Here is a 23,498-nt window from a genome sequence, read left to right as displayed (position 1 = left end):
CGCTCGAGCAGGCGAGAATCGGTTGGATGGGCGATCGCCTTTTGCATGACCGTCGTGTCGACAATTACACGCTTCGCGCTTGAGGCCTTGATCACGCCCGCGCGCTTTGCCGCTTCGATCGTCTCGGCCAGCAACTCCTCAACTCCGGCTTCACCCAGGCGCTTGCGCCAGCGCGTCAGGCTCGACGGATCGATCGGCGGCTCGGTCTGTAAAAATGTTTCGCCGGTGAAGACCTGCCAATACGGGTTCTCCACCCATTGCCAGACCACTTCCTCATCCGACAGATCGAACGCATGCTGGAGATACAACAAGCCAGCAATCAGCCTCGGTGAGCTGGCCGGTCGACCCTTGCGTGAGACGAAGCTCGCGCTCATCGACGCATTCAATCCATCCCAGTTGATCAGATCGGCCAGACGCACCAGTGGATGCTTCAGGTTGATCTGCTCGCGCAGAGGATGCCGGAACAAATCGCCTTCGCTCACCGCTGTCTTCGGACCCATCCAGACCTCGACAGAATTTGCAGGAAACAACCCATAATCTGCCAGGTTCCTGCAAATGCATCAACAACTATCAGCTTCAAACCCTTGCTGCGCAAGGCGCTTCGAGTTTTTCAGGGCCGACTACTGAAGGCCTGCGCAGTGACGGCGCGGGTGCGCCCGCCGTGCTCGCCGAGCGTGCCAAACAGGCTGTCGAGTTCGGCCTGCACGCTAGTACACATGGCCGATATCATCATCGCGGCCATGCGCGGCAATGTAAGCGTGCGATTGCGGGTAAAGGCGGTGGGAGTACGGCGCACGCGCTCAGCGAGCGCTGGATCGAACAGGAAATCGGAGAACTCAGCCAGAAGTCGGGAAGACGCCGGTATTTGAGTTCATATCGTTGATTTATCAGGAAGTTATGGTGTGAAGTTTACAGGTCCTACGCCTTTATACAAGCACTTCCGGGGCTTAAGTTGAGAGCATTGGGGCGCACGGGCCCGAAACCATACCGTGATACTACTCTTTCGACCAAGTCCGGCCTCACCGCCGCGCCTTGTCTTTGGAGCGAGTCTTTCGTTGTCAGCATGCGTTGACCGAGGCTACGCGCCTTGTGGCCCGCAGCAAGGCTACCAGGGTCAGTATGCAGCGCCTGCGTGTAGCCAGCTCGCCTACGCGCAACCGGGCACTGTGCAGCAACCTGTGCGCCGCCGCCGCCGCCGCCGCCTCCGCCGCAACAGCTTACGGCAGGATCTCAAGCGTCTGGCTTCTCAGTACCGCGATGGGTACTTCGGGCATTACCGGAACCGTGGTCGGCGCGCTGGTTGGGGCGTACTCGGGAATCAGATCGGTGGTGGCCAGAGCCGCGACGCCGCGACTTTATCGGCGCACTCGGCCGAACCGGCGCATTATCGGCAGAGCACCCTTTGCGCTACATCGAGCGAGTCAGCTTCGCGTCGCTCATGCGGGAGAGCCCCGCGGGCGATGGCGAGCACCGCGACCAGAGTGGACGACAGACCGCTCGTTGCTATTGGCCACCGTCTCGATGGCTGCATCGCTGCATCCAGCATAGTATTCACATGATCAGCATCCGGACGCCTACCTATCGACAAGCTGATGACCAACCCATCGAAACAGTCGATTAGGGTGAGAGATACACCCTGCCAGCCGGCATCTGGAACTCGGTCAGTCAGCCACTTCTCATTCGGGGCTGCCGCCTGGAAATCCCGGTTGATGATGTTTTCAAGGGTTCGAGCGAAACACATCTGCGAGCAGTAGGGCAAAGATCAGCGGTTGCATCCGTCCAATGCGCCTCGTTCTATCCCCGGAATCGGGGTGACCCTGATTGCTCGCTCCCCTTGCTGATCGGCGTCTCGGCGCACCTTTGCCTTGGCACACTTATATCGGTACCGCCGGATCTCCCGGAATTCTGACTTTGATTGTGGTACCGGCTCCCGGCGAACTGATGATCTCGATCTCCCCGCCAAGCATCAGAACACGCTCTTCCATTCCCGCCAGTCCGAACGATCTCTTTCTGGTTGCACGGACATCGAATCCTTGTCCGTCGTCACACACTTCCAGGACACACCCGTCCGGCGCTCGTCCCAACGTAACGATCACCTGACGGGCCGCCGCGTGACGGGCGACGTTGGTTAGCGCCTCCTGGACGAGGCGAAACAGGACGATAGCGCGATCCTCGCTGACGACGATATCCTCGTATTGCAAGTGGAGGTGGCAGATTGTTCGGCAGTTGCGGTTAAACTCCGCAGCGAGCCACTCGAGCCCAGTCGCAATCCCGGTATCGAGTGCCGCTGGACGTAGAGACGTGATAACGCTCCTTACGACCTGCATCGTTTCGTCTACAAGCGAAATCAGCGCTTGGGTTTGCTCAACCAATTCCGGGCGATCATCGCCGAGGCGCATGCGCAATACCGACGCCCTAAGGCGAAGGGCAGTGAGGTGTTGCCCAAGTTCGTCGTGCATTTCCCGCGCAATGTGCTTGCGCTCTTCTTCGCGAGCCGTCTCGCGATATGAGGTTAGTTCACGTAGCATTTCGTAGGACTCACGCAAGCGTTGTTCTGCTTCCTTGCGCTCGGTCAGGTCAATGACGAAAGCAACGCCTTCCTTTCCACTCGCGTCGAACGCGGCCCGGCCGACCAGGACCGGCACTCGAGTGCCATCCATCCGAGTGTACTCTTTCTCGGTTGGTGGAACACATCCGTCATGCCTGAGCTGTGCCAGAGCCCGTTCGCTGTTCTCGCGCCAATCCGAGGGCGTCAGATCCCTCCAGCTCAGGCGACCGGACACCACATCCTCGCGCTCGTATCCCACCATGCGCAAAAAGGCGTCGTTGGCTTCGAAGACGTCGCCTTCGTCGTTCCAAACGATAATGCCTATGATATTGGCGTCAACGAGCCGCCTGATTCTGGCCTCGCGTTCTGCCAGGTCCCGATAAAGCCGGGTGTTATCGATAGAAGTCGCTGCCTGGGAGGCGAGGAGTCGGAGTATCGCAATACGGGTCGACGTAAAAGCGCGGGTGGTCAAATTGTTTTCGAGGTACAGGACGCCGGTGAGCTTAGCCTGATTCATCAACGGCAGGCAGAGAACGGAGCGGGTGTGATGCTCCCGGATATGAGGATCCGTAGCGAATGTGGTCTCGCTCACCGCATCGTCGAGAATGACGCTCTCGTTGGTACGCAGTACATGGTAGAAGATCGACTCGGGTATCACGCTCGCGCTCACCCGCGCATTGCGCAGTTGCACGCAAGGTTTGTCGTCCTCCGTCCTGACTTCTGCTGCGACCCAATGCTCGCCAGAATGCGAAAGAACCAGCAACCCCCGCTGTGCTCCCGCTTGTTCGATTGCCGTGCGCATGATTGTGTCGATCAGCCTGTCAAGAACGACTTCTCCTGAAACTGCCTGCGATACTTTGATCACGGTAGCAAGGTCGAGATGTTCGACCGGCGCGCCGATCGTGTTGCCTGGCCCGGGCACTCGGTCTTCGTCCATGAGATGCGGGAACTGTTCGTCGAGTTGGCGCACCTTGCCTTCAGCGCCCCAGCGTCGGTAACTGCGGCGAGCGTCCAGCATATAAGCGCGGGCAATCTTGACAAAATCGCGTGCCGCGTAGAATTTGGATGCGAGTTCGTTGGCAAGCGCTTCGTTCTGTACAAAGCCGTTGGCACGCGCCAGGCGGATGCCCTCGTCGTAGAGCCGCATAGCGTCGACGTCACGGCATTCTAGGCGCGCGATCTCGGCGCGCAGTAGCGCGGCGCGGTTGTCAAAATTCGCCGGGCACTGATTCGCCCATAACTCCAGTTGCCGGCAATGTGCATAGATGGCATCGAGGTACCGCCGTCGCTCGTCGGCTGGTGCATGGTCATAATGTGCGGCCAGGGCGAGCGCGCCGTAGAAGTGGTACTCGCATTCCTCCAGGTGTGACGAGGAGCTCCAGAGTAGCTGCTGAACTACCGATGCCGCGTTAACGGCGGCTACATGATCGCCAGAAAGGTAATGCCCTTGCAGCTTTCGGACCCAGTACCAGCACGCTGCAGTCGCGAGTGCTGGGTTACCGCACAAATGCTGCTCGGTACGAAGCTCGTTGAATTCGTCATAGTCGAAGCGACCAAACTTCAGTGTAGAGCCGCGGAGCATCCGAATCAGCGCGAGTTGTGTGGAGAGGTTATCTACGACAAGGCCGAAACGTGACTTCATGGAAAAAGCAAGGCCCTGTTCAGCCTCGCGCTGCACATCGATCAACGGATCACCAGCGAAAAGGTGGTCCGAAATGATATGGCAACACGTATATGCGCCGGACGGAAGGTCGCCGGTCCTGGCAGCTGCCTCAAACGCGTCGCGCAGCACCTCGCTGCTAAAGCGAACATGTTTCGTCCAGCGCACGACGTAGAGCGCGAAGCAGAGATACGTCACTGCCTCGAAACGTTTGAGTCCGCGGCGCTCGACGAGATCAAATCCGAGTTGGCCAAACCGGATCCCGAAGTGATAATCGCCAAAGCGTGGTCCAGCAACCCTAGAGAACATAACATACGCAAAACACGACGCGTCGCAATTGCCATGTTGTAGACTAAGGCTGATCAATTTGCATATGGCTAGAGCCGCAAGCTTCGCGTCGAAAAACCAGGCTGGTCGCAGCAGCTTGCTCAGTACATCGGCCACCGAAAGGGACGCTGGGTCCGTCATCAATGGTAAATCGATGAGCGCCTCGATAGGCCGGCCAGCAAGCAGTGAGCGGATGTTTTCGTATTCCCGCTGTACGTCGCTTTCTTGCGGGTGCGCTAACCACTCGATACCGACTTCCCGGAGGTGTTGGAGACAGACGTCGACAGCGCGATCGCTCCGGTCGAGCGTCAGGTAGACATCCATTCGCAGACACGCGACCAGCGCCTGTTCGACGGTGGTTGTCGCCCGGCGGGATAGCGTGGCGAGCCGCACTCGTGCGTCCGTAAGCCGCCCAGTGAGGAATTCACATTCGGCCCGGTTCAACTCCAGCCCGAAAATCAGTTCGTGCCCGCAGTCCCAGCAGTCGTCCGTGAGGAGCTCCGAACCGGCTGCGAGATAAGAGAGCGCCGACGCATAGGCCGTTGACGCCTTGGCTCGCTTGCCGGCGATTAGGTTGAAGCCGGCCAGTTGTTCGCGTTCCTGCCTGCTGGTCACCAGCTCCGCGCCACGATTGAGCTGACTTACGATCTCGAAGATTGCCTCTTCCCGTTTGTCTGCGGGAGTTTGTGCCGCGAGCAGCCGCCCGATACGCAGATGAGTGTCTGCACGCAATTCACCTGGAATCAGTGAATAGGCGGCTTCCTGTACCCGGTCGTGCACAAACGCGTATATATCTTTCACTTGCCCGACCAGCTCCTGCTCAACTGCCGGTAGCAGCAGCGCCCTGATTCCCTGCGTTGAGACGCCAAGAACCTTCCTGAGCATTGCAAGCGAGGCGGTGTTGCCAAGGCAGGCGAGTTGCTGCAACGCGCGCTGCGTTTCCGAAGGCAGACGCGCCAGTTTCGCGACCATCAGGTCCACCACATTGTCGGCGTACCCTTTGTCGCGGATGCGAGGCAGATCCCAGCACCAGCATGCCGTATCATGGTCGAAGCTAATCAGATAGGCATCGGCGAGCGCATGCAGGAACTGGATGACGAAAAAAGGGTTACCCGCTGTCTTCTCATGCACGAGCTGTGCAAGCGGTGCTGCACGTATTGGCTCGCAATGAAGGGCTTCGACGATAAGCTGCGCAACATACTCACGAGTGAGTGGCGCGAGAGCGATTTCGTCCAGCCGTGCTTCTGCCACCCTTAACATCTCTAGCTTGCGCGGCAGTGGATGGCCGACATTCACCTCATTGCTTCGATAGGCGCCGATCAGCATGAGGTACTGAAGACCCGAGCGTGTGAGAAGATTGTCGAGCAAATCGAGCGTCGCGGTGTCGACCCATTGCAGATCGTCGAGAAAGAGTACCAACGGATGCTCTTTTTGTGCAAAAACACCCATAAAGCGCTGGAAGACGCGTTCGAAGCGGCGCCGCGCCTGGTTAGGCTCAAGCTCAGGGACTGGCGATGTGTCACCGATGACGAGCTTTAACTCTGGGATTAGGTCGGTCACGAGCTTCGCATCTGGACCAAGCGCCCTGACCAACGTGTCGCGCCAGATTGCGAGTTCCGTGTCTGGCTTGCCGAGGAGCGACCGCACCAAGCCCTGAAAAGCCTGCACGGGGGTCGAATACGGTATGTCTCGCTTGTACTGGTCGAATTTGCCTGATGCGAAGAGGCCGCGTAATGGCACCAGTGCCTTATGCAGTTCACTGACGACTGCGGACTTGCCGATCCCCGAATAACCGGAAACCAGCACGAGTTCAGGCGTCCCGGTGCTGACCACCCGTTCGAACGCAGCCGTCAGGGAGTCGACCTCACTCTGTCTCCCGTACAGCTTCTCGGGGATCTGGAGGCGGTCGGGCATGTCGTATTCGCCAAGCAAGAAGTCATTGATGTGGCCTTGACGTTGCCATTCGGTAAGGCATCGGCGCAGGTCACGCTCGACACCCGCCGCAGTCTGATAACGCTCCTCGGGGGTCTTCGCGAGCAGCTTCATGACGAGTTCCGAGACGGTGGGTGGAATCATATCTGAGCGCGCGCGCGGCGGCACAGCTTTCCGGGCAATGTGACAATGCACCCATTCCATGGGCTCGGTGGCCGTGAAAGGCAAAGCTCCCGTGAACAATTGATAGAGGATGACTCCGAATGCATAGAGGTCGCTGCGCGAATCGGTCGAGCGATTCATTCGCCCGGTTTGCTCGGGCGCCATATACGCGAGAGTGCCGGCGATCGTTTCGGGCGGCTGTGGTAATTGCCGCTCGCGAGGCAGCCGCGAAGCGATACCAAATCCAGTGAGCCGCGTCTGACCGTCTGTACAGCTAACCAAAATATGAGCTGGCTTGAGGTCCTTGTGAACGATACCGCACTGATGAAGCTTCCCCAACGTCGAGGCGATGTCGACGGCGAGGCACAAGACCTTTTCCACGCTGACAGGCACACCCATCAGTCGCTCGAGTGGCTCGCCACCCGGATCTTCGAGCACAAGCGTCATCCGTGCGTCTTCGCGTACCAACTTGATGGGGCGCACTGCCCATGTACCGTCGAGCTGCTCCTTCAGCGCGAACTCGTGAGTGAGGCGCTCCATGAGGGCGGTTGAGTGATTTTCGTCGGCGGTACGCACAACCAGCACACTGCCGGTACCGCGAGGGGACCGCACGCGGCAGAACGTGCGTTCTTCATCCTCCCACATGATGTGGACACTTGAGCCCGTGTCGGAGCCGTGTGGAGAGTTCATCTGCCGCCATTCAATATGAGGCTTCACCCTTAGTGCTACCAAGGGAGCAGGGCCTATTCGTCTGTCGATTCTGCCTGGAACGTGCGAAAGCTGCGAGCGAAGCGCGTGCGCTCGGTGTCATCACATATACGGCAGCACTTGTCCGAAATGCGACAAGGGGCCGCGAATAGCAACTGTATCGCACCGTCGCAATGAGAAGGAAATCCGTTACAAAGTACCTGTCTCATGCTGATGGATGGGTTGATTGCGGTCAGCCGATATCCCCGTCCGTTGTTTGCGCTGATGCAGTCGCGCGACGTCAGTTCCACCACGGCCAGTGCCCAACTCTCGAGTATCGGTGCCAGGCACTAGTTCCTCGCAGCCATAGAAGTCGACGGGGGCTCAAGAATTCGCTGCTCATGGTCTTTTTGCTCGATTTAAGGGACGGAAAGTAACTCAACAACCTCGGCAAAACCGTTCCATAGCCCATTCCGCCCCCCTATTCGACAAGGCACAAAGCGTTTCGCCGGGACACTCACGCTAAGCTGCCGGAGGGCTTTGTCCAACACGGAGAGCCCGCCAAACCGGCAGTAACGTCAGTGCGGGATAAGTATCCGCAAACCTCCTCTTGCTCACGTTCCGTGGATCTCACGCCGTTGCGACAGGGTAATAAAGGCCGGTTAGTCTGCTTTCCGAGTACTTGGTTTCAGGATTAAATCAAGCCATATTTAAGAAGTTCCTCAGACCTTCGCATTGCGTATTGATTTCCAGAAAGAAACTCGGCCCCAGAATTGTCTTACAGGCGAATCCGGCATCGACGCCGCCATACGGCGTCACGCTGCTCACGTTTAAATGCGCTGCACCGGCAGAGAACGGCTTTGCGCGTAAACATGACCGACCAATGACATCGCGGCTGCGATGGCGAGCGGGATTCTTCTCACAGGGATCTCCCGAGGTTAATCGGACGAGGCGCCTCGCGTTCATCCGCGATGTAAGCGATGCCACACTGTAGCGCCGTAATTTCCCAGTTGTATTCAAAATCAATCAACCAGACGTTGCACGCAGTGCAAAGCTCGTCGCCCGCGCTACCTTGTGCTGGATGCCAGTCATGTGTCGGCTTGAGGTCCGCGATCAGATGATGGACAAACACGGTGGCGCGTTCGGTAATGGATGCGTTTCGGGCGTCCTGACCTGCAGGCGTTGCTGTTCCAATAGTGCATTGGAAGACGGAGCCGCAATCAAATCCGTCTGCTTCAAATCGTTTCCCGACACGGCGTTTGGTGTTAGCAGGATGGCATCCGAATGATCTGGGTGAACCGGCAAAGCGATGCGACGTAGCGGCTGATGATCGGTGCCACCTCGATATCGTCGACGTTATAGGCGATTCAAATAGCTGGCGAACGCTCGTGCCTGAGTGCTGCGACAGGACTGGTAGAGACGAAGATCCGGCAATGCAAGCGATTGACGCTTCGGAAGCGGGCCTTTAGAGACGGTTTCAAAAAGATCCCATGGCGGCTGTTAACTTTTTCAGCATCCTGTTAACCTTGGCCGTCGTGACAGACAGGGCAGGGAGATGGGTAAGCCAATCATTGATGACGAACGGTGGCACTGATCGAACCACTGCTACCTCCGCCAAAGCCGCGCCGCTTCAAGTGTCCCGCTCGCAAGGCAGTGGCGGACCGCGCGGCTTTGACGGGCATCTTGTTTGTGCTGAAGACGGGCGTTCGTTGGCGCGACTTACCATCCGAAATGGGATGCGGCTCAGGCGTAAGTTGTTGGCGCAGTCTGCGTGATTGGCAGCAAGCCGGCGTGTGGGATCGACTGCATGCAGTGCTGCTGGCGAAACTACGAGCGGCCGAGAAGATCGACTTCTCCCGCGTGGTCGTCGACTCATCGTCGAATCGTGCGATTGGGGTGGGCGAAAAACTGGCCCGAACCCCACCGATCGAGCGCGACCCGGTTCGAAGCGCCACATCGCCACCGACGCCAACGGAACGCCGATCACGGCAAACCTGACCGGCGCCAATCGTAACGACGTCACCCAACCGGTTCCGCTGATCGAGGCCATCGTGCCGATCGGCGGCGTGCGTGGACGGCCTCTGAGCCGTCCTGCCCGCGTCTACACCGACCGCGGTTACGACCACGACAAATACCGACGCATCCTTCACGAGCGCAACATCCCGCCAGTATCGCGCGGTGTGGTCAGCCGCACGGTAGTGGCCCTGGAAAAGTCCGTTGGGTCGTCGAAAGTACTCATGCTTGGCTGCATCATTTCCGCCGTCTACGTATTCGCTTTGAACGTCGCACCGACATTCATGAAGCGTTCCTCAAACTCGGCTGTTGAGCGTGAGCACGTAAATCGATGGGGCAATAGGCAAGCTAAATGATGTTCAAGGCACGAAGTAAAACGGGGGTGATGAAGCCCCCGTTGTTGTTTCAGAACGGCTCGTCGACGACCTGATGCGGCGGTTGCGTCGGACCGCGGTACCACGGCTCACGGTAGCGCCGGATCTGGGTGGCGTAGGCGCGGCTGAACCAGAGATAGAAGTCTTCGATGAAGAACTGCATCATGTACGCGGCTTCGTCGGAGAGCTCGGGCAACGGCAGGCGTCGGGCTGCATCGGGTTTGTGAGGTGATGTTTTACGGGACATGTCATCGGGCTCCATTGGGTTGACGTGCGGGCGTTCGGCGCGAGGATGGCGTTGACGGGGCAAAGACCTCGAAGTACAGCTTCTCGTCGAGTTCGGTCAATTCCCGCTGCGCGGCGGTGGCGAGCAGATCGTTGGCAAGCGTGGTGAGCACGCGGTAGTTGCCCAGCGCATGTTCGCACAGCGTGTGGCGCAGCGTCGGCGTCATCAGCTGCGGGGCGCCGGCGCTCGCGAGCAGATGATCGAGGCAGGCCAGCAGGTCATCCACCGTGGCCTTCTCGGTCGCCAGACGCGAGCGGATGCGGCTGCCCAGCGGCAGCAGTTCGTCGCGCCGCAGCTTGTCGGTCAGGCGCGTGTCGCCGGCGAGCACCACGCACAGCAGCGGCTGCGAATCGAAGCGCGCACTGGCCATGAGCCGCAGTTCGTTGAGCACGCCGGCACTCATCTCCTGGGCCTCGTCAATCAACAGGGTCGGACGTCGGCGCGTGCTCTGCAGATGTGATAGCCACCGCTCGCGCAGCGACCGGAAGCCGCCCCAGCGGTTGTGTGCCTTGAGCTCCAGATTGAAGATGTCGCCCATCTCGCGATAGAAGTCGGCGAGACTGCTTTGCGGGTGATTGATCGAGACGACCATCAGATCGGTGAACCGCTCGAGCTTCTCGGCCAGCACGCGCATGACGACGCTCTTGCCGGTGCCGGGCTCGCCGTGGATCATCGCGAAGCCGCCTTCGCGCACGAGCGCGTTCTCAATGCGCCAGCAGAAGTTCTCGATGCGCGGCGGCACGTACAGCGCCTCAAGCGGTAGCTCCGGTGAGAACGGGTTCCACTTCAGGCCATAGAGGGCTTGCAGACGCTGGCTCATGCCCCCTCCTGCCACTTGGCGGGAATCCAGGCCGGCGGCAGGCCGGTCGCCGCATGCTCGGCCAGCATCTGGCGCAGCAGCGGTGCGATGCCGGGCGCACTGGCCGGCGGCTCGACATTGACGGCATCAAGGCGACGGCGCTGGCCGTCGGCATTGGCGGCCTTGTCCAGTGGGCGCAGCGGGCATAGAACCGTGTCACCGTCGGCGTCAACCAGATCGACGCGGCTCAGGTCCCAGCGCGCGTAGCGCAGGCGCACGCGCTGCAGGTGCCGGTACGCCGAGGGGATCTCGAGGCGAGTGCCGGCCAGGCTGACTGTGCCGTCCGAACGCCGCTGGGTTCGCGTGACGTCAATACGGAATGCGCCGCGCAGCGCGTCGCTCGGCGGGCACTCACGCCTCACATCAGGGCCCGCCAGGTAGCGCTTGAGCGGCGTGCCGCCGATCTCGGAATGATGCGCGTGGTGATACTCGCGCTCGATCCAGGCGTGGGTGGCCTGATTGAGCAGTTCGAGCGTGAGATTGGGCTCGCCTTCGAGCATGGCCATCACGCGCCCCTCGATGCGTGCCCAGAACGTTTCCTGCTTCGCGTTCTGGTACGGAGAATATGGCAACGTCGTCTGGTGCAGCACGCCGAGCGCGAGCAGCCCAGCGGTTGTCTCCTCGGCCAGCATTGCCGCACCGTTGTCGGTCATCAGCGCGCGCGGCAGCACCCGGCGCTGGAACGCCTGCGCAAGTCCGTGGATCAGGCTGCGAGCCGTCTCGTCGAGAAACCATTGCGCGTGACAGACGACGCGCGAGCGGTCATCGATCACGCATAGCAGCATCGGCGTGATCCATTCACCGTCACTCGTGAGCAGCTTGCGCGAGCCGTGATGGAAATCGAGATGCCAGAGCGCGTTGATGTGCTCGACCTCGAAGCTGCGGACCTCGAGCTTCTCGAGACGCTCACGCGCGAGCATCGCGCCGGCGCTCGTGTGCCGGGGCTGGCGTTCCCGGAACAGGCCCTGCGCACGCATGTAACGGCGCACGGTCGTGTACGACGGCAGGTTCGCCGTCCCGAGCGTGACCTTGAGGTTGTCGAAGTGCAACTGGCAGGTCCAGCCGGGATGGTCCCGGTACTGCGTGCGGATCGCCTGTACCGTCTGCGGCGACAGGCTTGCGCCGACGCCGCTGGGGCGCTTGCGGTTGCGCAACCTCGCCACCGGATCGTGTGGCGCCTTGCGGGCCTGATAGAACCATCGCTCGATGGTCGAGCGGCCGAACTGGATATCGTCGCCAGTGACGGGATGACGCCAGCGTCTGGCGGCCAGCGCGGTGACGAGTTCGCGCAGTTGCCCCGACTCGGGCGGTGCTGCAAGCAAGGGGCCGATGATCGCAAAGCGCAGGCGCGCCCAACGATCCAGCACGGATGAATCGTGAAGTTCAGTCATACGTTCTCCAAAGATGCGGCGTACCGCGCCGCGATTCAGGGGAGAGGCGAGACTACAAGCGCTATCCGGAGGGGGCGAGCGAGAAGTTCTGCGGGCGGCTACCGACCCTCACGCACGGTGCTCATGGCGCTGCCGCTGGTAAGCGGCGAGAGCCATCGCAGCAGGCACAGCAGTGGCTCAGGCTGTGACGCCGCAGCGAAGCGCTCGAGCAGGCTTGCGGGTGCATGCGCAGTCTCGACGGGTGGCACGAATGCCGCCCGCCCAAGCGTCCAGAACGGCGTGCTGACGAAGTCGGTCTGCCACCACTGCTGCCATCGCGCGATCGTTGCGCGCGGCACGCCCAGCGCGTCGAGCTGGCGCATCGCTGCGGCCGTGCCGGCGCTCGCGCGCGTGGCACTGACGACGACCATGATCGCGGCAACGTAGACGCGGCGGCCAAGAAAGCGTACGGAGAACGGTGTGGTGCGACGGCGGCACTCGGCGCAGCAGAAGCTGTACCGGAAATCGCCGCACTCGGCACGGGCTTCGCGGGCAAGGCCGCGCGGTTTGCGGGGATAGCGGGCGCTGTGCAGAACGCCGCTGCAGCAGCGGCAGCGCTGCGAGCGGGTCTGCTCGGCGAAGTCTTGATCGATGCGCAGCAGCAGGCGATAGAAGTCGGGATTACGGGCACTCGTGTGGCACACTGCAAAGGTCTCGGGTCTTGGAAAACGCGAGACTCTCCCCTGGGCGTCGTTTGTGCAAGATGCCTGAGGGAGATCCCCTCCGCTACATCACGCAAGCCGCTCAAAACGCCCCGAATCCCCATCGACTTGCGTGCTCATGCTCACTGTTGCCTGATTTGCTGGAATACCTTGCGACGAGCTCAACGGTCTGTATGAAACCGTCTCTAAGGCGTCCGACCTGCCCGGTTGTAGTACCGCAGTCCTTCACCTTCTCACACGACGCCGGCAACGCTGATTCGAACAGAAAGCCACGTAGGGTGCTTGCGCTCAACGGGGGAGCCCTTGTAGTCATTTCTGGGACAGAACACTGACCCGCGGTCTCGAACCATGGGTGTCTACCGGCCCCGATTCGGGTGCAGCCCGGCGCAGCGATGGAATACGTTGAACATTGGGTGCCCCATAGGTCTTCACCTAATCGAGCTGCCGAGCCGAACCATAGGCGTTCACTGTTCTGAGGCATGACAATTCCCGCTGGCTGCGCACCGTTAGCCGTACTTCCCGGCTAGCATTTGAGCTTTGTCCGGGGTGATGGCTAATCTCTCTCCGTTACGCGTGCGGGATCGCTGCGTTCCGCCGTCGAAGCATCTCTTTAGCCTCGGCCTGCATCGATGCCTCGAACATCGCGAAAGCGAGCGCCATGTAGTCTTCCAGTTTTCCAACGTCCCGCAATAGCCTGATCGCGATCGGTGTCTCGATCCGCAACGCTTTCCTGTCGCGCGTCAGCCTTATCCGAACGGCGCTCTTTTCGCGTGGCTCCGGCAACCTGTTCGTCAAGACGTACTCGAGCACATCCTCGATTGAAGCATACCCCAGGTCTTTCGCGGTTCGCGCCCTAGCTGCAACGCCGTCCTCTCCGACGGTGTCAATGGCTGAAAGTATTAGAGGTCCGACTCGAAAAGAAATTCGCGCAGGTCCACCTAATAGCGCAACGACGGTGGGCGGAATGCGAGCAATAGATAGAGTTTTAGTAACGTGGGCCCGCGAGAGGCCGAGATCCTTGGCGATGCTCGTTTGCGATCGCCACAAACCCTGTGTCAGCATTGTCCGATAGAAGACGCCGAATTCGTAAGGGGACGCGCGTCCTGCGATCAGACCGGCATGAACAGCCTTCGCAGTCGCCTTGTTCGGAATTGACTTGGAAGTTATCGATTCGATCATCGTGGGTGGATTCGTTGTTCGTGACCGCGGCGCCCATCGGGCTCTATGGAGTTAGATCGCCGGCTTTAGGCATTCCTCATCCCCATGCGGGCGAGAAGCGCATGCGCGCAATCCATTAAATCCGACGTTGCGCTACAACTGGGCTTTGACAAAACCAGTGGAGAGTCGCTCACGTGATCGATCGCTTTAGGGAAGTCCCCGCTGCGGCGAATCCAGCATTGCAGAAGTGACTGCTTGTGCGTTTGCATGATCGTGCTCAACTGCGTCATTACGTGGATGCTGGCTGAATCGAAGAAATTTGCCACGATGATGACTTCAGGACTTCTTCCGAACTGATCGTGCATTTGCGTCAACACACTCGAAAGGTAAGAAAGCCCCTTGCTGGAATTGTGCTCCATCGAAACCGGGCAGATCACGAAGTCAGATGCGAGCAAAGCACACCGCGTAATGCGGGTCGTCGACGCAGGCGCATCGAAAAGCACGATGTCGTATTCGGAAGTGTCGAAGTGTGGGTCCTTCTTTACTCGACCGTCTTGCAGGAGCTGCGCGAGCATCCGGTCGCGGGCGGGGTTTTTCTGGTCTTGGTCTTCGTAGCTCAACATCGCATCAAGTCGATCGAGCGTGACATCCGCAGGGACGAGATGCGGGCCGTTTTCCCCGTACGGTTTCTTAGCGACTTCGGGTAGCGTGCGGCGACCCATGGGCCAGTTTGGCATCAAGTTGCCAAAGTGGTATTCGACGAGGCGCGATCGAGGAACGCCCGTCTCGACTGCCTCGTCAGGTGTGAGATCGGCGTTGTAACCGAAGCTCAAGGTCAGATCGGCCTGCAAGTCGAGATCGATGCTAAGGGTACGCAATCCGCGAAGACCAAAGCACAACGCAAGGTTGCCAGTCAGCGTTGTTTTCCCGACGACCCTTTTCGGCGCGTACACGGTTGCGACGACTTGTTTCCTATCGCCACGTCGATCTTTTGTTTTTCTCGTTGCCTGGTGGCGAGCGAGATCGAAGATGTTCTCCGCTGAAAAGATCCGAGTCTTGGGGCCGTGCTCCTGACGCACGACATCGATACCGGATTCATCGAGCATACGACGAACGTTGACGGTGCTAGTTCCAAGCAGTTGCGCAACCGCCTGAACCTTATACGGCTTGATATCCAAGATCCCGGCCCCCCTTCGTGGACGTTTCTAAGGTTCCCTGATTATGGGCACAAAGAACGTTGTTTTGCAAAGATTTGTCGATTCATGGAGGAAAAAAGCTAACATTGGATGGCTGTTATGATGCACTCAGGCTGTAATGGAAATAGCGAACAGTTCCCCAACGAACCAACTGAAATGAAAACAATAGACATATTGATGCGGAAACGCTTGTAATTGATGGTCTTGTGCGGGCCCTTGGCACCAACATTCTCATTAAATGCAAAGGTGCGTGCAGGCGCCTGCACGAAAGTGACCGTTTTTCAGGGTACCGGTTGACGCAATGCACTGATTCGCAAGGTTTTTGCGGTTAGGCAGCCCCGCGCTTGACGTGTGAAATTGGTTACGCAGACGTGGTCAACACTATGTCGGGGATTCGACGCGCCGAGGGGGGTAAAAGCTCAACAAAAAGTGCAGCTTTCCAGGAAAAGACGTGCAGGCGCCTGCACGAGATAGGCCGCGGTCGATGGCCGCCCGCAATGGTATGCAAAATAGCTTCCCTTTTGCCCCGAAGGAGGAGGTGCCGGACTGTTTCAATCGACGCAAGCCAATCTGTCCGCGCGCGTCATGTCCCTGTTCCGTCGTTCCCGCAAAGATGTTGCCCTTTCGCCTGCACCGGGAGGGTATTCCGAGGAAGATCCCGAAAAGATCATTTTCGATCGCGGCACTCGCCTGCGTGTCGAGGCCAACCACTGGAAGACCTTCTGCTTCGTGCTCGCGTTTATCGCCGGCGGGGCAGTGTGGACGCGCCAGCCGCCGCCGTCGGTCGTCAAGACCTACGGCATTGCCGCCGATGCGGGTGGCCGTCCTCTCATGAAGCAGCTCGCCGCCTACAAGCCCGACGACCTTGCGCTGCGCTCGTCCGTCGCTGACTCGGTCCAGCGCTGGTTCACCATTGAGCCGGTCCTGACGCCGACGATCGAGGGCTCGCGCCTCGCGCGCAACATCAATGCCGTCAAGGCTCAGATGACAGGCAACGCCAGAAACCAGTTCGGCGACTGGCTGCACCAGGACGCGCCGTTCCAGTCGATCCTCACCAACCCGAAGCTCGTGCGCGAGGTGACGGTCAGCAGTGTTTCCGTGCTTGACGACTCGACGGTCGTCGTTGAATTCTCCACCTCCACCACGCAGTTCCCCTCGGACAAGCCCGTCGTGCAACGCTATGCGCTCACGCTGCGCTACCAGATCGTGCCGGCCAGCTCGGACGAAGCCGTGGGAACCAACCCGTTCGGGATCTTCTTCCCGTTCTTCACTCTCCAGAAAACGGTATGACGATCCAGGCCCCCCGCGCTCTGGCGCTCGTGGTTGCGCTCGCACTGTCCGGTTCCGCCCTCGGCGCTTCGCGGGCCGCTTCCGGCGCAGCCGCCCTCGACGTTGGCTCGATCATGGGCGACCCGATGAGTCCGGTGAACCCGTACAACTCCGGCACCGATCCGGTCACGATGCCCAACGACGCGCGCATCGTCGTGTTCAGCTACAGCCGCGACCAGATCTTTCGCATCATCACCGCACCGGCCAAGAACACCACCATCGAGTTCGCGCCGGGCGAGAAGCTTATTGCCGAACCCGCCATGGGCGATTCGGTGAGCTGGCTCATCGACACGGACGGCGCAAACCACGTGTTCATCAAGCCGGTCAGGCCGGGGCTGGTGAACACGCTGCACCTGACGACGAACCTGCGCGAGTACGACATGACGCTGGTGTCGTCGCCGCTGGGTGGCCTTTTCTATCAGAGCGTGCGCTTTCACTATGGCCAATCGCTGATGGTAAAGGTGCGCGCGCGCGGCGATGCCGACGGCGCGGATGGTGCGGTGAGCGGGAACGGCGGCGGGACCGATTCGGGACCTCTTGGCGTGCCGCCCGACAAGCTCAATTTCGACTACAAGGTCGACGGCTCTGCAGCGTTCAGGCCCGAGACGGTCTTTGACGACGGCAGGTTCGTGTGGCTGCGGCTGCCCGCGGGCGCGCCGTTCGCGGTGCCCATCGTCAAGGACCACGGCGACGACGTGAGCCCGAATTTCATCCGTCGCGGGCAGTACATCGTTGTCCAGCAGATGGCCGACCGGATCGTGCTGCGCGCGGGCGACGACGAGGTCACCGTCACACGCCGTCGTCCCGGCATCTTCGGGTTCTGAGCCATGTCGAGCCAGAGCCAGGGGGTAACCGCGGATCAGGAGCGCGTGGTCAAGGGCAAGTCGCCGCGCAACGCGCTCATGGCGGTGGGTCTCATCTTCGCGCTCGCCATCGGGGCGATGGGCTTCTATTACCAGTCGAAGGTAAGCGCCCGTGCGGCCGAACAGGCGAAGGAGGACAAGGCCGCGAAGACCGCCGCGTCGGTGGATCATGCACCTGCCAGCGACGATATCGACCGGATCATTGCCGACCAGCAGGCGCGCGCCCGCGCAGCCGAGCAAAAGGCGCGCCGCGAAGCTGCCGCCGCATCGGACGCCCAGCCCGTCTCAACGAAGCCGGCGCTGTCGCTGGACCAGTACGAGCGTGAGTCGAACAACGGGAACCTGGCGGCCAGCGCGAAGCAGGACAGTCTCTACGCCTCGCCGATTTTCATTCCGGGCCTCAAGGTCAAGGAGCAGGCGGTTTCCCAGAACAACGCCGCCAACGGGATCATGACGCCCCAGCAGATGGCAGTGCAGCAGCTTGCCGCGCAGCAGGCGGCGGCAGGCCAGGCCGCCGCGCAAGCCGGGGCGCTCGCGGCGGCGGTAGGGCAGGGCAACGCCCGTGCGTCGTCGGCACAGCGCGATCTCGATTTCCTCAAGGACGCCAAGGCACAGTCCGCCTCGGGTGAGGGCTTCCTGAGCGCTGGTTTCGTTGGGCAGGCTCAGTCCTGCACGCTTTCGCCGCCGCATCACATCGGCGTGCTGGTCATGGAGGGCGAGAACTCAGATCGTCCGGGTACCGCAGCGCTCATGGTCGAGCAGGACGTCTACGACAGCGTGACGGGCAACTGCCTGATGATACCCAAGGGCTCGATGATCACCGCCCCTTACCAGAGCGACATCAAGGTAGGCCAGGAAAGCATTCTCGTCGCGGCGACGGAGCTGCGCCTGCCCAACGGCAAGCAGGTTCCGCTCTATGGCTCGGAGGGCGCGGACCAGAACGGCTACGCCGGGTTTTCGGGCGACGTGAATAACCACTTTCTAAAGATCTTCGGTGCGTCCTTCCTGACCGCGATCCTGCTGAACCACTTCACCAGCGATACGACTTCGACCACGACCGGTCCGTTGGGCGTCACGCAAGTGGGTAACACGGCGGGGCAGGTCGCGGCACAGACCTCACAGTCGATCCTCAACCGCTACGAGAACATTCCGCCGACGATCACGATCAAGCCTGGTCAGCGCTTCATGATCAAGGTGAACCGCGACATCCACCTGGAGCCGTACCGTGGCTAGGCGCGTCATGGTTCGGTTCATGGCTCCAGTCCTGTTGTCGGTCGCGGCAAGTGTGGCAGCGCACGGCGCGACCATCGAGCAGGTCATCAGCCCAGACTCGTTCGTGCTGGCCTCGCACGACGCGCGCGAGGTCGCGTCGCTCGACGGCGCGCCCGTCCTCTACTGCGGGCTTGCGCCGTTTCACACATGGGCTTCGCGCCTCGTTGGCCAGACCGTGGCGAGCACGCCGGCACAGGGCATCACCGTGCCGGTCGATTCGCATGTGGTCTCGCTCGCCGGGCTCATGGTGCGCAGCGGCTGGCTGCAACCCGGGCAGCTCGATGACGACGCACAGGCGGCGATCGCCGAAGGCCGGGGCGGCTGGGCGTGCGCGAAGGCCGAGACGCTCTTCGTCCTGATGCACACGAGCGTTGATCCCAAGGTGCTGGCCGGCATCGCACTGAACGAAACCGCCTACCACGGGCGCGCGTGGCCGTGGACGCTGAATGTCGCAGGGCGTGGCTACTACTTCCGTTCCCGCCAGGATGCGTACGGCGCAATGCGCGCCCTTCTTGCGGCGGGCCGTTGCGACTTTGACGTAGGGGTCATGCAGATCCATTGGTGCGCTCACCGGCAGCGCTTCGCCTCGCCATGGGATGCGCTTGCGCCCGCAACGAACATTCATGTTGCGGAAGCGATCCTCAACGAGAACTACAGCCGTACGCACTCGGTCGCGAAGGCCATCGCGTACTACCACAGCGCCAACCCGGTGCCGGGCAGTGCTTACCTCGCGCGCTTCGCGCATCACCTCAACCAGATCCAGGCTGGCCTATGACGCGCAGTCTTCTTACGTTCGCGACCTTGTGCGCATTCAGCGCAGCACACCTCGCTCTGGCTGCCAATACCGATCCCTTTGATTTCGACTACGAGATCGCGGGCGGCATCGCCGAGCGTCCGGCGCTCGTCTTCAACGACGGCTCGAAGACCTATATCCAGCCGCGTGCCGGACAGGTCATCACGGTAGCCGGTGGACACGCCGAAGGGCCGTACATGGTCGTGGTCGGCACACCTGCCATGCTCCAGTACAGCGTCGCCGGACATACTGCCGTGGCGAGCTGGAAGCGGGCCAACACGTTTATCGGCGGACATGGCACGGTGCCAGGCTCTGGCGACGACCAGCCTGTAGCGTTTTCCGGCTTTAGCGGCCGCCTCTCGCTCGTGGGCGAGCGCGGAACGCTGGAGGCCGTGCGCACGGTGAGCGCTACCATGCCGGTCGCCTCGATCGTCAAGGCGCTGGTGCCGCAGGGCTGGAGCGGATCGGCGCAGAAGGATGTCGATCTCACCGCCCCGGACCGCTTCGAGACGCGGCAGGGCGAGAACTGGATGCAGGCGCTCGACCGGCTCATGGCGCAGACAGGCCTCTACGCGGATGTCGATTTCGACGCGCGCCATGTGCGCCTGCGTCGCGACGTTGAAAAGTCCGGCGCACTCGCCTACGCCGCAGCAACGGTGACGCATGCCGACCCGACGGTGGTTGCGGCGGCTTCTGCCCCGGCGGCCCCGGACGCTGTCGCGGCAGTGCCGCCCGCGCAGTCACTCCTCGCAACGTACTTCGGCGCAAATGCGATCCGCGATGGCGACGACACGCACACGCAGATCCGCTTTCCCGCCAGGCCGAAGGACCTGAAGTTCGTCTCGACCGATGGCGTGTCGCTGCACCCGAAGTGGGATGCGGACACCGGCGTCATGACCATCGACCGTGCGGAACGCTTCATCGTCTCGGACGAGGCGCACCACGTCGAGGTCGCTCGCAGCGCGGGCACGGTGTACGACTTCCCCGTTGGCAACAGCGCGCATCTGGAAGCGGTGTTCGACGAGAAGGGCGAGACGTTCTTCAAGTTCGCGCCAAGCGTCATCAACGTGACCGTCGCTGACGTACATCACCTGGGCTCGGGCGAACAGAAAGGCCGTTTCTACAAATTTAACGGCACCTCGGAGCAGTTCATCGTCACGGCCGATGGTCAGACCGTGAGCGTGCTGCGCCGGCACGACGTGAAGTACTTCGAGCGTGCGGGAGCGACCTCGTGATGCGTTATGTACTCCTTCCCGTATTGGCGCTCGCGGCGGTTCCGGCGATCGCGCGCGCTGACTGCATCGACGATGCGGCTGCCTACCGGCATATTAGCGCGCGACTCGTGCGCGCCATCGCGCAGCAGGAGTCGGGCATGCGTGCGGGTGCGATCAACGTCAATGCCAACGGCAGCGAGGATATTGGTCTCATGCAGATCAATAGCTCGTGGCTGCCTGCGCTCGCCCGCTATGGCATCCGCCGCGAGCACCTTTTCAACGGCTGCGTGAACGCCTACGTGGGCACGTGGATTCTCGCCTCGAACTTCCGCCAGTTCGGGCCAACCTGGAAAGCTGTCGGCGCCTATAACGCGACGTCGAGCTCACGCCAGCTTGTCTACGCCAATTCGATCTACCGACGCCTTCAGGGCCACTGAAAACCATGAGAAATCACTTCCCCAAGGATTCCGGTCCGCGTGTCCGGACCATTGTGCAGGCCCTGCTTGCACTGGCGCTCGGTAGCGCCGTATCCATGGCGGTCGCTGCCATGCAACCCGATCAGTCGAAGGTTCCGGCGCCCGCAGGCGATGGCTGGCAACTGCTCGGCAGCGGTAGCGCTCCTTCAGCGCCGGCCGCACCGAGCGCGGCAAGCACGGGCGCTGCTGCGCCCGCTCAGCAACCGGCGGCTGCTCCCGTGTCCAGCCAGGCGCCAGCCGCGCCGACGGTCCTGGCTTCCGCTGCACCGATCACGCCGGCCACGCCGCAAGCTTCGGCTCAGGTTTCGCCGGACGCTATGACGGTGGTGGTCCCCCCCGCTGCGGCAGGCGGCGAGCCTGTGGGCACGATGTCCTTCACGATCACGCCGCAAGACACCAACCTGCGCAACGCACTCGACCGCTGGTTGCAGACGCAGGGCTGGCAGCTTGCGTGGAAGATCGGCGATGACCTGCCGGTCGAATTCAACGCGACGTTCAGCGGCGACTTCCGTTCGGTGCTCACGCAGGTCATGCAGGCGACCGACCACATGCGCACGCCCTCACGCGTGTGCGAGCACACCAACAACGTCATTCGCGTGATCGCCCGCGCGGCCAACTGCAAGGACTGACCATGCGCCTCTATCCCATCCGTACCCTGATCGCGACGGCGAGCGCCGTGATGCTCGCAGGCTGCGCCGTCACGCAAGGCGATGTCAACAGTGCCTATGACCAGGGGAACGCGACGGCGAGCGCTGCGCTCGACGGCGCGGGAAACAGTATTCCGCTCGTTGAGGTGGTGCCGAGCGCCTTCCTCGGCGATCGCCCGGTGCCCCTCGCGTATGAGGCCACGCTGCCAGCGGTGTTTCGCGACAAGAAGGTCACCTTCCCGCCGAAGCTCGACGTGCGGACGCTCGCGACGCTTGTCTCCAACGCTTCGGGTTTTCCGGTGCGCGTGAGTCCTGACGTCTACATCCCGCGCGACAGCCTGATTCCGCGCGGGTCGAACGACGACAAGAGCACGCCGGCAAGCCTGGGCGGCGCCAGAACCTCCGAAGTGCCCGTGTATGACCAGCCCTGCGAATCGTGCGCAATCGGTCGCTATCTGCACGACGTCATGGAGGATCTCGGGCTCGACTGGTCCTTTGATGGTTCGACCATCACCATCAGCCGGTTCGTCACGCGCATGTACCAGATCGCTGCGATCCCGGGCAAGGTGTCGATCGAGTCGCGGATGTCCAAGGGGACCGACACATCGACGGGCAACCAGTCGACGGGTTCCACGGGCGGTGCCAATACGGACACCGGCACGTTCTCGGCCATGACTTCCAGCGGCCGCAAGGGCGACTTCGACCAGATCCTGTCGATCGAGAATACGCTCAAACAGCTGAAGTCCCCGATGGGTCGCATTACCGTGAACCCGCAGAGCCGCCTCGTGACCGTGTACGACACACGGGAAGCAGCGGATCGCATGGGAGACATGCTCAAGCGAGAGAACGCAATCTCCACGCGCCAGGTGATGCTGCGCGTGCGCACGATCCAGATTGCGCTGAACCGCGGCACCCAGGCGGGTGTGAATGCCGATATCGTCTACACCAGCATTCAGGGCGGGCTCGCCAAATGGGCGGTGAACTTCACCTCACCGACGTCGCTGTCCTCGGGCGGCGGCACCGTTGGCCTGTCTGTGCTCGAGCCGAACGCGCCATTCACAGGCACCAACGCGGTCATCAACGGCCTGAACAAGTATGGCCGCACGATCTCCGACAGCACGGTCTCGAAGCTCACGCTCAATGGCCTGCCGGTATCGGTGGCGAATTTCCAGAGCGACGACTATCTGCGTTCGACCTCGCCCTCGGCGGGCAGCGTCACCGGCACGTCGAGCGGGGTGGTGGGCCTCACGCCTGGGACGCTTACGACCGGCGATTTTCTGCACATTCTCCCCTCGGTCAACGATCACAACCAGATCCTCCTCGCGTACTGGCGTGACAGTTCGAAGCCGAATGGTCCATTCACCTCGGCGGGCACAGGCTCGGGCCAGACGGCGCAGCAGATCCAGCTTGCCCACACGATCGGCAGCAAGGACGACGAGACGATCGCGCTTTCGGACGGACAGACCGTCGTCCTTTACGGCGCGGTCACCGACACGGCCGACGGCACGACCAACGGGGGCATCGCGGGCATTACCGGGGCGTGGAACAAGTCGCATACGTTCCAGGTGGTCATGCTCACCGCAACCGTCGTCCCCTCGATGTAGGCATGG

Annotated in this window: 17 protein-coding genes and 2 pseudogenes; 10 read left to right on the top strand and 9 right to left on the bottom strand. The window is 61.3% G+C overall.

What is annotated here, in order from left to right; genetic code table 11:
- A partial coding sequence (locus BMI01S_RS20510; RefSeq protein ID WP_036045544.1) for an IS5/IS1182 family transposase occupies positions 1-500 on the bottom strand: 500 nt, incomplete at its 3' end.
- A 17-nt stretch (positions 501-517) separates the two neighbouring features.
- Between BMI01S_RS20510 and BMI01S_RS40935 the strand changes: the two genes are divergently transcribed.
- Positions 518-883, top strand: coding sequence for a hypothetical protein (locus BMI01S_RS40935; RefSeq protein ID WP_154671313.1), 366 nt, complete (start codon positions 518-520; stop codon positions 881-883).
- 527 nt (positions 884-1,410) lie between these two features.
- On the opposite strand, the pseudogene BMI01S_RS42000 reads toward BMI01S_RS40935, so the two are convergent.
- Positions 1,411-1,720, bottom strand: a pseudogene (locus BMI01S_RS42000) (IS3 family transposase); the annotation flags it as partial.
- A 154-nt stretch (positions 1,721-1,874) separates the two neighbouring features.
- On the bottom strand, positions 1,875-7,319 hold the full coding sequence (locus BMI01S_RS20505; RefSeq protein ID WP_028231559.1) for an AAA family ATPase: 5,445 nt from the start codon (positions 7,317-7,319) through the stop codon (positions 1,875-1,877).
- 1,552 nt (positions 7,320-8,871) lie between these two features.
- On the opposite strand from BMI01S_RS20505, the pseudogene BMI01S_RS39165 reads away from it, so the two are divergent.
- A pseudogene (locus tag BMI01S_RS39165) lies at positions 8,872-9,642 on the top strand (IS5 family transposase).
- Positions 9,643-9,734: 92 nt separating this feature from the next.
- Here BMI01S_RS39165 and BMI01S_RS20500 read toward each other — a convergent pair.
- From BMI01S_RS20500 to BMI01S_RS20475, 6 genes are all read right to left on the bottom strand, one after another.
- A complete protein-coding gene (locus BMI01S_RS20500) occupies positions 9,735-9,950 on the bottom strand; it encodes a hypothetical protein (protein ID WP_028231560.1) in 216 nt (71 codons plus the stop codon).
- A 1-nt stretch (position 9,951) separates the two neighbouring features.
- Positions 9,952-10,809, bottom strand: a complete 858-nt coding sequence (locus tag BMI01S_RS20495; protein WP_042290329.1) for an ExeA family protein — start codon at positions 10,807-10,809, stop codon at positions 9,952-9,954.
- Positions 10,806-12,239: a DDE-type integrase/transposase/recombinase gene (locus BMI01S_RS20490; RefSeq protein WP_042290327.1), complete on the bottom strand. Its 1,434-nt coding sequence runs from the start codon at positions 12,237-12,239 to the stop codon at positions 10,806-10,808. The genes BMI01S_RS20495 and BMI01S_RS20490 overlap by 4 nt, the downstream gene beginning before the upstream one ends.
- Positions 12,240-12,337: 98 nt before the next feature.
- Entirely contained in the window at positions 12,338-12,922 is a 585-nt protein-coding gene (locus BMI01S_RS20485) for a hypothetical protein (protein WP_042290326.1), read from the bottom strand.
- A 585-nt stretch (positions 12,923-13,507) separates the two neighbouring features.
- Positions 13,508-14,119 carry a hypothetical protein gene (locus BMI01S_RS20480; RefSeq protein ID WP_028231564.1) on the bottom strand — a complete coding sequence of 204 codons (612 nt, stop codon included), beginning with the start codon at positions 14,117-14,119 and terminating at the stop codon, positions 13,508-13,510.
- A gap of 65 nt (positions 14,120-14,184) precedes the next feature.
- Positions 14,185-15,276, bottom strand: a complete 1,092-nt coding sequence (locus tag BMI01S_RS20475) for a ParA family protein (RefSeq protein WP_036045514.1) — start codon at positions 15,274-15,276, stop codon at positions 14,185-14,187.
- Positions 15,277-15,879: 603 nt separating this feature from the next.
- On the opposite strand from BMI01S_RS20475, the gene BMI01S_RS20470 reads away from it, so the two are divergent.
- From BMI01S_RS20470 to BMI01S_RS20435, 8 genes are all read left to right on the top strand, one after another.
- On the top strand, positions 15,880-16,584 hold the full coding sequence (locus BMI01S_RS20470; RefSeq protein WP_028231566.1) for a VirB8 family type IV secretion system protein: 705 nt from the start codon (positions 15,880-15,882) through the stop codon (positions 16,582-16,584).
- Positions 16,581-17,447, top strand: a complete 867-nt coding sequence (locus BMI01S_RS20465; RefSeq protein ID WP_036045517.1) for a TrbG/VirB9 family P-type conjugative transfer protein — start codon at positions 16,581-16,583, stop codon at positions 17,445-17,447. The genes BMI01S_RS20470 and BMI01S_RS20465 overlap by 4 nt, the downstream gene beginning before the upstream one ends.
- Positions 17,448-17,450: 3 nt before the next feature.
- The gene (locus BMI01S_RS20460; RefSeq protein WP_028231568.1) at positions 17,451-18,719 is read left to right on the top strand and encodes a TraB/TrbI/VirB10 family type IV secretion system protein; all 1,269 of its coding nucleotides are present in this window, start codon (positions 17,451-17,453) and stop codon (positions 18,717-18,719) included.
- 7 nt (positions 18,720-18,726) lie between these two features.
- Positions 18,727-19,533, top strand: a complete 807-nt coding sequence (locus tag BMI01S_RS20455; RefSeq protein WP_028231569.1) for a transglycosylase SLT domain-containing protein — start codon at positions 18,727-18,729, stop codon at positions 19,531-19,533.
- Complete coding sequence (locus BMI01S_RS20450) at positions 19,530-20,786, top strand: TrbG/VirB9 family P-type conjugative transfer protein (protein ID WP_028231570.1); 1,257 nt, start codon at positions 19,530-19,532, stop codon at positions 20,784-20,786. Before BMI01S_RS20455 ends, BMI01S_RS20450 begins: the two co-directional genes overlap by 4 nt.
- Complete coding sequence (locus BMI01S_RS20445; RefSeq protein WP_028231571.1) at positions 20,786-21,202, top strand: lytic transglycosylase domain-containing protein; 417 nt, start codon at positions 20,786-20,788, stop codon at positions 21,200-21,202. Before BMI01S_RS20450 ends, BMI01S_RS20445 begins: the two co-directional genes overlap by 1 nt.
- A gap of 110 nt (positions 21,203-21,312) precedes the next feature.
- Positions 21,313-21,870, top strand: coding sequence for a toxin co-regulated pilus biosynthesis Q family protein (locus BMI01S_RS20440; RefSeq protein WP_154671317.1), 558 nt, complete (start codon positions 21,313-21,315; stop codon positions 21,868-21,870).
- A 2-nt stretch (positions 21,871-21,872) separates the two neighbouring features.
- The gene (locus BMI01S_RS20435) at positions 21,873-23,492 is read left to right on the top strand and encodes a type II secretory pathway protein (RefSeq protein WP_028231573.1); all 1,620 of its coding nucleotides are present in this window, start codon (positions 21,873-21,875) and stop codon (positions 23,490-23,492) included.
- Positions 23,493-23,498 lie beyond the last annotated feature (6 nt).

It is taken from the genome of Paraburkholderia mimosarum LMG 23256 = NBRC 106338 (assembly GCF_000739815.1).
GTDB lineage: Bacteria > Pseudomonadota > Gammaproteobacteria > Burkholderiales > Burkholderiaceae > Paraburkholderia > Paraburkholderia mimosarum.
This window is presented reverse-complemented; position numbering and strand designations above follow the sequence as displayed.